The organism is Methylobacterium sp. WL116 (assembly GCF_008039455.1).
Classification (GTDB): domain Bacteria; phylum Pseudomonadota; class Alphaproteobacteria; order Rhizobiales; family Beijerinckiaceae; genus Methylobacterium.
The window spans coordinates 1-7,991 of record NZ_VRUV01000193.1 but is presented as its reverse complement, the minus strand read 5'-3'; the positions used below and the strand labels follow the sequence as shown (position 1 = coordinate 7,991).

10 protein-coding genes and 1 pseudogene are annotated in these 7,991 nt (G+C 70.3%); 3 read left to right on the top strand and 8 right to left on the bottom strand.

All coding sequences use genetic code 11. The features are described from left to right. Positions 1-502 (top strand): annotated as a pseudogene (locus tag FV223_RS14870) (peptide ABC transporter permease); the annotation flags it as partial. A gap of 4 nt (positions 503-506) precedes the next feature. Here FV223_RS14870 and FV223_RS14865 read toward each other — a convergent pair. The 5 genes from FV223_RS14865 to argC form a co-directional block, all read right to left on the bottom strand. Continuing rightward, entirely contained in the window at positions 507-911 is a 405-nt protein-coding gene (locus tag FV223_RS14865) for a metallopeptidase family protein (protein ID WP_147727767.1), read from the bottom strand. After that, positions 908-1,621 carry a pyrimidine 5'-nucleotidase gene (locus FV223_RS14860; protein WP_246686410.1) on the bottom strand — a complete coding sequence of 238 codons (714 nt, stop codon included), beginning with the start codon at positions 1,619-1,621 and terminating at the stop codon, positions 908-910. The genes FV223_RS14865 and FV223_RS14860 overlap by 4 nt, the downstream gene beginning before the upstream one ends. A 120-nt stretch (positions 1,622-1,741) precedes the next feature. Then, positions 1,742-2,641 (bottom strand): acetylglutamate kinase, encoded by a 900-nt coding sequence (gene argB, locus FV223_RS14855; RefSeq protein ID WP_187274658.1) that lies wholly within the window; start codon positions 2,639-2,641, stop codon positions 1,742-1,744. A gap of 64 nt (positions 2,642-2,705) precedes the next feature. Beyond that, entirely contained in the window at positions 2,706-3,176 is a 471-nt protein-coding gene (locus tag FV223_RS14850; protein ID WP_147727764.1) for a nuclear transport factor 2 family protein, read from the bottom strand. Between the two features lie 75 nt (positions 3,177-3,251). After that, a complete protein-coding gene (argC, locus tag FV223_RS14845) occupies positions 3,252-4,199 on the bottom strand; it encodes an N-acetyl-gamma-glutamyl-phosphate reductase (protein ID WP_147727763.1) in 948 nt (315 codons plus the stop codon). A 177-nt stretch (positions 4,200-4,376) separates the two neighbouring features. Between argC and FV223_RS14840 the strand changes: the two genes are divergently transcribed. Beyond that, entirely contained in the window at positions 4,377-4,880 is a 504-nt protein-coding gene (locus FV223_RS14840) for a hypothetical protein (protein WP_147727762.1), read from the top strand. Positions 4,881-5,016: 136 nt separating this feature from the next. Here the strand turns inward: FV223_RS14840 and rpsI are convergent, their stop codons facing one another. From rpsI to FV223_RS14825, 3 genes are all read right to left on the bottom strand, one after another. Beyond that, positions 5,017-5,502, bottom strand: coding sequence for a 30S ribosomal protein S9 (rpsI, locus tag FV223_RS14835; RefSeq protein WP_147727761.1), 486 nt, complete (start codon positions 5,500-5,502; stop codon positions 5,017-5,019). 1 nt (position 5,503) lies between these two features. Beyond that, positions 5,504-5,965, bottom strand: a complete 462-nt coding sequence (gene rplM, locus FV223_RS14830; RefSeq protein WP_147727760.1) for a 50S ribosomal protein L13 — start codon at positions 5,963-5,965, stop codon at positions 5,504-5,506. A 228-nt stretch (positions 5,966-6,193) separates the two neighbouring features. Further along, positions 6,194-6,772 carry a CoA-binding protein gene (locus FV223_RS14825; RefSeq protein ID WP_147727759.1) on the bottom strand — a complete coding sequence of 193 codons (579 nt, stop codon included), beginning with the start codon at positions 6,770-6,772 and terminating at the stop codon, positions 6,194-6,196. 246 nt (positions 6,773-7,018) lie between these two features. On the opposite strand from FV223_RS14825, the gene FV223_RS14820 reads away from it, so the two are divergent. Further along, positions 7,019-7,991 (top strand): alpha/beta hydrolase (locus FV223_RS14820; protein ID WP_147727758.1); only part of this gene is annotated, 973 nt, incomplete at its 3' end.

The following is a 7,991-nucleotide window of genomic DNA, read 5'->3' as shown; positions in this document are numbered from 1 at the left end:
GGCGCCGCTGCTGCCGTTCCTGGCGCGACCGATCGGCGCCGCCCTGTTCGGGCCGCTCAGCCCCGGCGTGCTGACGCTGAAGAGCTGGCAGCGGATCGTGACCACCGAGCCGGTCCGGCTGATCACCGGCCACGGCTTCGAGACGGCGCTGCGCGGCCGGGTCTTCGGGTTGATCCCGGTGAACGCCCCGAGCACGGCGCTGTTCGCCATGTGGTACGAGCTCGGCGTCGTCGGGGCGCTCGCCGCCGCCTTCGCCCTCTACGCCTCGATCCGCCGGGCGGGCCGCGACGTGCCGCTGCTGGTTCCCGGGGCGATGGCGGGCTTCGCCGCCGCCTTCACCATCGCCTGCATCGGCGTCGGGCTCACGGTGGTGTGGTGGCTGACGACGCTCGCCATCACCATCCTGGTCTTCGTCGCGATCGAGCGCGGCCAGTTCCGCACGCGGCGCCCGAAGGTCAGCCGCCTTAAGCTGCCGACGCCGGGCGAGCCGCCGCGCGCCTGACGGGTCAGAGGTCGGCCGCCGCCTCGATGCCGGCCATGTCGGCGTCCGAGAGCCCGACATGGTGGCCGATCTCGTGGATCAGGACGTGGGCGACGAGGTGGCCGAGCGTCTCGTCGTGCTCGGCCCAGTAATCCAGCAGCGGCCGGCGATAGAGCCAGACCGTGTTCGGCATCTGGCCCGTCACGGTCTCGCCCGCCTGGGCCAGCCCGATGCCGCGGAACAGGCCGAGCAGGTCGAACTCCGAGTCGCACGCCATTTCGGTCAGCGTATCGTCGTCGGGAAAATCGTCGACGACGATGCGGACGTCCTTCGCCAGAGCCCGGAATTCCGCCGGCAGCGCGGCGAAGGCCGCCTGGGCCAGATCCTCGATCTCGGCGAGGCTCGGCGCCTTGGCGGCGGCGAGGCTCACGCGGCGTCCTTCGCCACCGGGAGGACGCAGCTGCGCAGGAAGCCGGCGAGGTCGTTGGTGATGTGGTCGATATGCACCTCCCGCACCGCCTCCTGCTCGAACGCCTCGCGGTAGGGGTCGATCGCGGCCGGAACCACCAGGACGGTGGCCATCCCCATCTGGTGGGGCACCGCGAGGTTGCGGGCGATGTCCTCGAACAGGGCCGCCCGCGTCGGGTCGACCGCATGCTGCGCGAGGAAACGCTCGTAGGTCGCGCGCTCGGGCTTGGGCACGAAGTCGGCGGCGGCGATGTCGAACACGTCCTCGAAATGGTCGAGGATGCCGAGGCTCTTCGCGACGTTCTCGGCGTGCCTGCGGGAGCCGTTCGTGAGGATCAGCTTGCGCCCGGGCAGCCGCTCGATCGCGTCGCCCAGAGCCGGGTCGAGCCGGATCGTCGCGTGGTCGATGTCGTGGGCGAAGTCGAGGAAGGCGTGCGGGTCGACGTTCTCCTCGACCATCAGCGCCTTCAGCGTCGTGCCGTAGCGGTGGTAGAAATACTTCTGCAGCGCACGCGCCGAGAGCCCGTCGAGGCCGTAGAGCTGCATCACGAACAGCGTGATGCGCTCGTCCACCTGCGGCCACACCATGGCGTCGCTCGGGTAAAGGGTGTTGTCGAGGTCGAACACCCAGGTGTCGACGGCCTCGAAGCCGCGCGCATCCGGGGCCGTCACGTGGCTCTCGCCGGGTATGGTTCTGTTCGAGATGTCCGGTCTCCGAAAATGACCGCGGGGCGCGATGCGGTCGCCCGGGCCGAAGCACGACCCGGGCGCTTTCGATGGTGCGTTCGTCCGTCAGCTTCGGCGGATCAGGGTGCCGGCGCCGTAATCGGTGAAGAGCTCGAGCAGCACCGCGTGGTTGACCTTGCCGTCGAGGATGACGACCGCCTCGACGCCCTGGTCGATCGCGTAGATGCAGGTCTCGATCTTCGGGATCATGCCGCCGGTGATGGTGCCGTCGGCGATCAACCGCCGGCAATCCTCGACCGTCAGCTCCGGGATCAGGTTCTTGTCCTTGTCGAGCACCCCCGGCACGTCGGTGAGCAGCAGCAGGCGCTTGGCCCGCAGCGCGCCGGCGATGGCGCCGGAGAAGGTGTCGGCGTTGACGTTATAGGTCTTGCCGTCGGCACCGTACGCCACCGGCGCCAGGACCGGGATCAGCTCCGCCTTCAGCACCGCGTCGAGGACGCCGCGCTCGACATGCTCGGGCTCGCCGACGAGGCCGAGGTCCACCGTCTGCATCTCCCGGCTCTCGGGGTCCATCACGGTCTTCGACGCCCGCTTGGCGCGGACCATGTTCCCGTCCTTGCCGCACAGGCCGATCGCCCGGCCGCCCTCGGCCGAGATCCAGCCGACGATCTGCTTGTTGATCGACCCGGCCAAAACCATCTCGACCACCTCGACGGTGGCCTCGTCGGTGACGCGAAGGCCGCCGCGGAACTCGGACTGGATGCCGAGCCGGTCGAGCATCCGGCCGATCTGCGGGCCGCCGCCGTGGACGACGATCGGCTTCACGCCCGACTGCTCGAGCAGCACGATGTCCTCGGCGAAGTCCTCGGCCGCCGAAGCGTCGCCCATGGCATGCCCGCCATACTTGATGACCACGATCTCTTGGTCGTAGCGCTGCATGTGGGGCAGCGCCTGGGCCAGGACTTCGGCACGGACGTGCACGTTGGGCAGTTCGGTCATCGGCATCCTTTCGCGCCGGCATCGCGACGCGCGGGCTTCTACAGGAACGCGGGCGAACCGCGAAACGCGGTCACAGGCCGAGGTCGCTCAGGCCCGGATGGTCGGCCGGGCGCGGTCCTTGCGGCCAGTGGAACTTGCGCTCGGACGCGTCGATCGCGACGTCGTTGATGCTGGCCTCGCGGCGGCGCATCAGGCCCGTTTCGGTGAATTCCCACTGCTCGTTGCCGTGCGAGCGGAACCACTGCCCGGACGCGTCGTGCCATTCGTAGGCGAAGCGCGCCGCGATCCGGTTCTCGTGGAAGGCCCAGACCTCCTTGATCAGGCGGTACTCGCGCTCGCGCTCCCACTTGCGCGTCAGGAACGCGACGATCGCCGGCCGCCCGGTCAGGAACTCGGAACGGTTCCGCCACCAGCTGTCGGGGGTGTAGGCGAGCGACACCCGCTCGGGATCGCGGGTGTTCCAGGCATCCTCGGCGCCGCGCGCCTTATTCGCCGCGGACAAGGCGTCGAACGGCGGCAGCGGTGGGCGCGTCTCGGTCATGCTGGAACGGTCTCCTGTTGCCGATGCCCGATTGTTCGCGGGCCGTCGGGCCACGTCAATGCGCCGGATGGCGGCTCAGGCGCCGAGCCCGAGCATCAGGCCGATGTTCTGCACCGCCGCCCCGGAGGCGCCCTTGCCGAGGTTGTCGAGGCGCGCGACCAGCACCGCCTGACGGTGCTCGGCCGAGCCGAACACCCGCAACTCGAGGCGGTCGGTGTCGTTCAACGCCTCCGGCTCGATCTGCTCCTTGTGCGCGCCGGTGGTGGCGCCGATCACCACCTGCACCAGCGCCTGCCCCGCGTACCAGCGCGCGAGCGCGTCCTCGAGATCGCCGGCGGACGGACGGCCCGGCAACGCGTCGAGATGGAGCGGGATCGAGACCAGCATGCCCTGCCGGAACGCGCCGACGGACGGGATGAAGATCGGCCGGGCGGTGAGCCGGGAATAGGCCTGCGTCTCCGGCAGGTGCTTGTGCGCGAAGCCGAGGCCGTAGAGCATGAACGGGGCCGCGGAGCCGGCCTCGTAGGCCTCGATCATGCTCTTGCCGCCGCCGCTGTAGCCGCTGACCGCGTTGATGCTGACGGGGGAGTCGGACGGGATCAGGCCGCCCTCGACCAGGGGCCGCAGCAGCGCGATCGCGCCGGTGGGATAGCAGCCGGGGTTGGCGACCCGGCGCGCGGCGGCGATCGCTTCCGCCTGCCCCGGGGCCATCTCGGCGAAGCCGTAGGTCCAGCCCGCCGCGACGCGGTGGGCGGTGCTGGCATCGAGCACGCGGGGGCCGCCGCCGGGCAGCGCGTCGCAGAGCGCCACCGTCTCGCGGGCGGCGTCGTCCGGCAGGCAGAGCACCACGAGGTCGACCTCGGCGAGCAGCGCCCGCTTCACGCCGGCATCCTTGCGGTCGGCATGCGCGATGCTGCGCAGGATCACCTTGCCGTCGCGCTCCAGGCGCTCGCGGATGCCGAGCCCGGTGGTGCCGGCCTCGCCGTCGATGAACACCGTCGGCTTGTGGTTCTCGCCCGCCATCGTCGTCGCACCCCCGAATCCGGCCGCCGCCGGCGCGTCGTGTCGCGGTGCGGGAGGTGGCCGGTGCGTGCCGGCCTGTCAATGCCGGGCGTCATCAACAGGCCATCGCATCACCGCCGGAACGGGGCCGGCGTGCTCTCGTTGTTGGCAAAATCCACGACGACGGGTGATCGAGCGATGTCCGAGACCGCGAAGAAGACCGACCCCAAGCTTTGGGAGAAGACCAAGGACAAAGTCACGAAGAGCGACAAGGGCGGAAAGGCCGGCCAATGGTCGGCCCGCAAGGCTCAGCTCGCGACCCAGGAATACAAGAAGGCCGGCGGCGGCTATGCCGGCAAGAAGACCGACGACAACCATCTCAAGCAGTGGACCGACGAGGCGTGGGACACGAAGTCCGGCAAGAAGAGCGGCAAGACCGGGGAACGCTACCTCCCGAAGAAGGCGCGCGAGGCGGTCTCCGACGAGCAGTACGACCGCTCGACCGAGAAGAAGCGCAGCGACACGGCCAAGGGCAAGCAGTTCTCGAAGCAGCCGAAGGACGTGGCGAAGAAGGCCGCCGCGGCGCGCAAGTCCGCCTCCAGCGAGACCAAGGCCGACCTGATGAAGAAGGCCAAGGCGCAGAAGGTCGCCGGGCGCTCGAAGATGTCCAAGGCCGAGCTGGAGAAGGCCGTCCACGCCTGAAACGGAGTGGTTCGACGGCCTGCTCCATCGGACGCCCTTCGAAGCGCCGCGCGAGAAGCGAGCCGGCGGTTCGACCAAACCAAGAAAAAAGGCGGCTCCGCGAGGAGCCGCCTTTTCCTTTGTCCGACCGGGCCGATCAGCGCTTCGAGAACTGGAAGCTGCGGCGGGCCTTCTTGCGGCCGTACTTCTTGCGCTCGACCACGCGGCTGTCGCGGGTGAGGAAGCCCTCGCGCTTCAGCGGCGCGCGCAGCTCCGGCTCGTAGTAGGTCAGCGCCTTCGAGAGGCCGTGGCGCACCGCGCCGGCTTGGCCCGAGAGGCCGCCGCCGGCGACCGTGACGGTGATGTCGTACTGGTCGACGCGGTTGGCCACCGTGAGCGGCTGGCGCAGGATCATCCGCAGGACGGGGCGGGCGAAGTACACCTCGACCGCGCGCTTGTTGATGACAACCTTGCCGGTGCCGGGGCGGATCCAGACGCGGGCGACCGCGTCCTTGCGCTTGCCGGTGGCGTAGGCGCGGCCCTGGGCGTCGAGCTTCTGGACGTGGACGGGGGCGGCGTTCTCGTTGTCGAGGCCGCCGGCGTTCGACCGGTTGAGGTCGGAGAGGGACTGAAGCGTCGCCATCTTAAGCGCTCACGTTCTTGCGGTTGAGGACGCCGACGTCGAACGTCTGCGGCTGCTGGGCCTCGTGCGGGTGGCTGGTGCCCTTGTAGACCCGGAGGTTGCCCATGATCTGGCGGAACAGCGGGCCGCGGGGCAGCATGCGCTCGACGGCCTTCTCCACGACGCGCTCGGGGAAGCGCCCTTCGAGGATGAACTTGGCCGACCGCTCCTTGATGCCGCCGGGGAAGCCGGTGTGGTGGTAGTACACCTTCTGGACGTATTTGCGCCCGGTGAACTTCACCTTGTCGGCGTTGATGACGATGACGTTGTCGCCGCAATCGACGTGGGGGGTGTAGGAGGGCTTGTGCTTGCCGCGCAGACGCAGGGCGATGATCGAAGCCAGACGGCCGACGACGAGGCCCTCCGCGTCGATCACGATCCACTTCTTGTCGACGTCGGCGGGCTTCAGCGAAAAGGTTTTCATAAGCCGAATTCCGTTGGCGCTCGGTGGTGTATCGAAAAACGAGCCGCCGCCGCGTCGGGGGACGCGGCGGCGTTGGGCGCTGGATAGACGGGCCGAGGGTCGAGGTCAAGCCGTTTCACGGGCGCGCATCGTCCGAAAAGCGAAGTTCTGGAAGGGGTTCGGCCTGGTGGTATTAGGATACCGCAATGCGGGAACCGGTGCTGTTACGCCGGCTGCGGACGCAGCGTTTCAATCCGTTCCGCCGCCGCGCGGGGCGATGGTGAACTTCTGCACGCCCTTGGCCGCGAGCACCGGCTTCTTCGCGCTGATGATCCGCGAGTTGACGCCGGTCCAGCCGATCTCGCCGGACAGGCGGCCGTACTCGATCTTCGGGCAGCGGTTCATGATCACGGTGACGCCGCGCGCCTCGGCGCGGGCGGCGGCCGCGTCGTCGCGCACGCCGAGCTGCATCCAGATCGTCTTCGGCAGCGGGTCCAGGGCCAAGGCCTCGTCGGCGAGGCCGCCGGCGGCGGCGGAGTTGCGGAAGATCTCGACCATGTCGATCGGTTCGCCGATCTCGGCGATGGACGCGGCCACCGGGCGCCCGAGCAGCGTCTGCCCGGCGAGCCCCGGATTGACCGGCGTCACCGCGTAGCCGCGATCGAGCAGGTACTTCAGCACGATCCAGCTCGGACGCGCCGGATTGGCCGAGGCGCCGACCAGGGCGATGGTGCGCGTCGCCCGCAGCGTGGCGCGGATATGCGCGTCTGCGTAGCGGTCGTGGCGAGTGGCGAGGCCGTCGGGAACCTGGTCGAGGGTCGGGATCATCGGGCTTGGCTTCTTCTTCGGATCGCAGCCCGCTCTGCTTACGGCTGCGCGCGGATCGGGTCGACCCGGTGCACGGTCTCGGGTCGTTCCGGCGGTCGATCCCCCGGGTGTCGGCCATCGCCGTGCCGGCGGCGGCGGGCCCCGCGCCACGGGTCCACGTCGCGCGGGGCATCGCGCGCCGCATTCGGCGCCAAGCGCGGCAATTAGGTCGCTTGATTGCCGGGCGTCCCGCGCAACTTTGCTGGCATGAGCCCGAACGTCCCGTCCGCCCCCTCCCCGCCGCCGACCTTGTTCTGCCTGCACTTCCTCGGCGGCAGCGCACGGGAATGGGTGCAGGTCGCCGATCGCCTCGGCGCCGCGGTCGCGTGCGTCCCGATCGACCTCCCCGGCTTCGGCGACGCCGTCGACGTGCCGGGCTACGACGTCGCGGCGATGGCCGATCACGTCGCGGGCAGGATCCGTGCGGCGGCCCCGGCGCGCTGGCTGATCGCCGGGCACAGCATGGGCGCCAAGGTGGCGCTCGCGCTGGCCCGCCGCGCCGAGGACGGCGAGGCGGGGCTGTACGGTCTCTCCGGCCTCGTGCTGCTCGCGGGATCGCCGCCGAGCCCCGAGCCGATGGAAGAGGCGCGCCGCGAGACGATGATCGCCTGGATCGGAGCCGACGCGGCGACCCGGCAGGCGGAAGCCCGGGCCTTCATCGAGAGCAACGTCGGCTCTCCCCTCCCCGCCGAACGCGCCGAAGCCGCGGTCGCCGACGTGCTGCGCGCCGCGCCCGCGGCCTGGCGGGCCTGGCTCAGCGATGGAAGCCGCGAAGATTGGTGCGAGCGCATCGGCATCCTGCGCACCCCGGCCCTGATCCTCGCCGGGGGCGAGGACGGCGACCTCGGGCCGGAGGCGCAGGCCGCGCTGATGGCGCCGCATCTCGGTTCATCGCGCCGTGTCACCCTCGACGGCGCCGGCCATCTGCTGCCGATCGAGCGGCCCGACGCGGTCGCCGACCTGATCCGCGCCCACGCGGCCGCACCCGACACGACGTTTGCCGAGGCACCTGTGATCGACGCGGCGTATGCGAGACTCATCGCGTCGGACCGGGTCAACAGCCGCCTGCGCGACGCCTTGCGCGCGCGGGCCGAGCCCGACGATCCCGGCTATCGGCCGCGGGCCCTCGACGCGATCGAGCTCGCGATCCTGCGCGCCCTCGTCGATCGCGTCGAGGGCC

Coding starts and splice junctions, on each gene's coding strand:
- argB (WP_187274658.1), bottom strand. CDS start 2,641: ATGCCGATGACCGAACTGCCCAACGTGCACGTCCGTGCCGAAGTCCTG.
- FV223_RS14850 (WP_147727764.1), bottom strand. CDS start 3,176: ATGACCGAGACGCGCCCACCGCTGCCGCCGTTCGACGCCTTGTCCGCG.
- argC (WP_147727763.1), bottom strand. CDS start 4,199: ATGGCGGGCGAGAACCACAAGCCGACGGTGTTCATCGACGGCGAGGCC.
- FV223_RS14840 (WP_147727762.1), top strand. CDS start 4,377: ATGTCCGAGACCGCGAAGAAGACCGACCCCAAGCTTTGGGAGAAGACC.
- rpsI (WP_147727761.1), bottom strand. CDS start 5,502: ATGGCGACGCTTCAGTCCCTCTCCGACCTCAACCGGTCGAACGCCGGC.
- rplM (WP_147727760.1), bottom strand. CDS start 5,965: ATGAAAACCTTTTCGCTGAAGCCCGCCGACGTCGACAAGAAGTGGATC.
- FV223_RS14825 (WP_147727759.1), bottom strand. CDS start 6,772: ATGATCCCGACCCTCGACCAGGTTCCCGACGGCCTCGCCACTCGCCAC.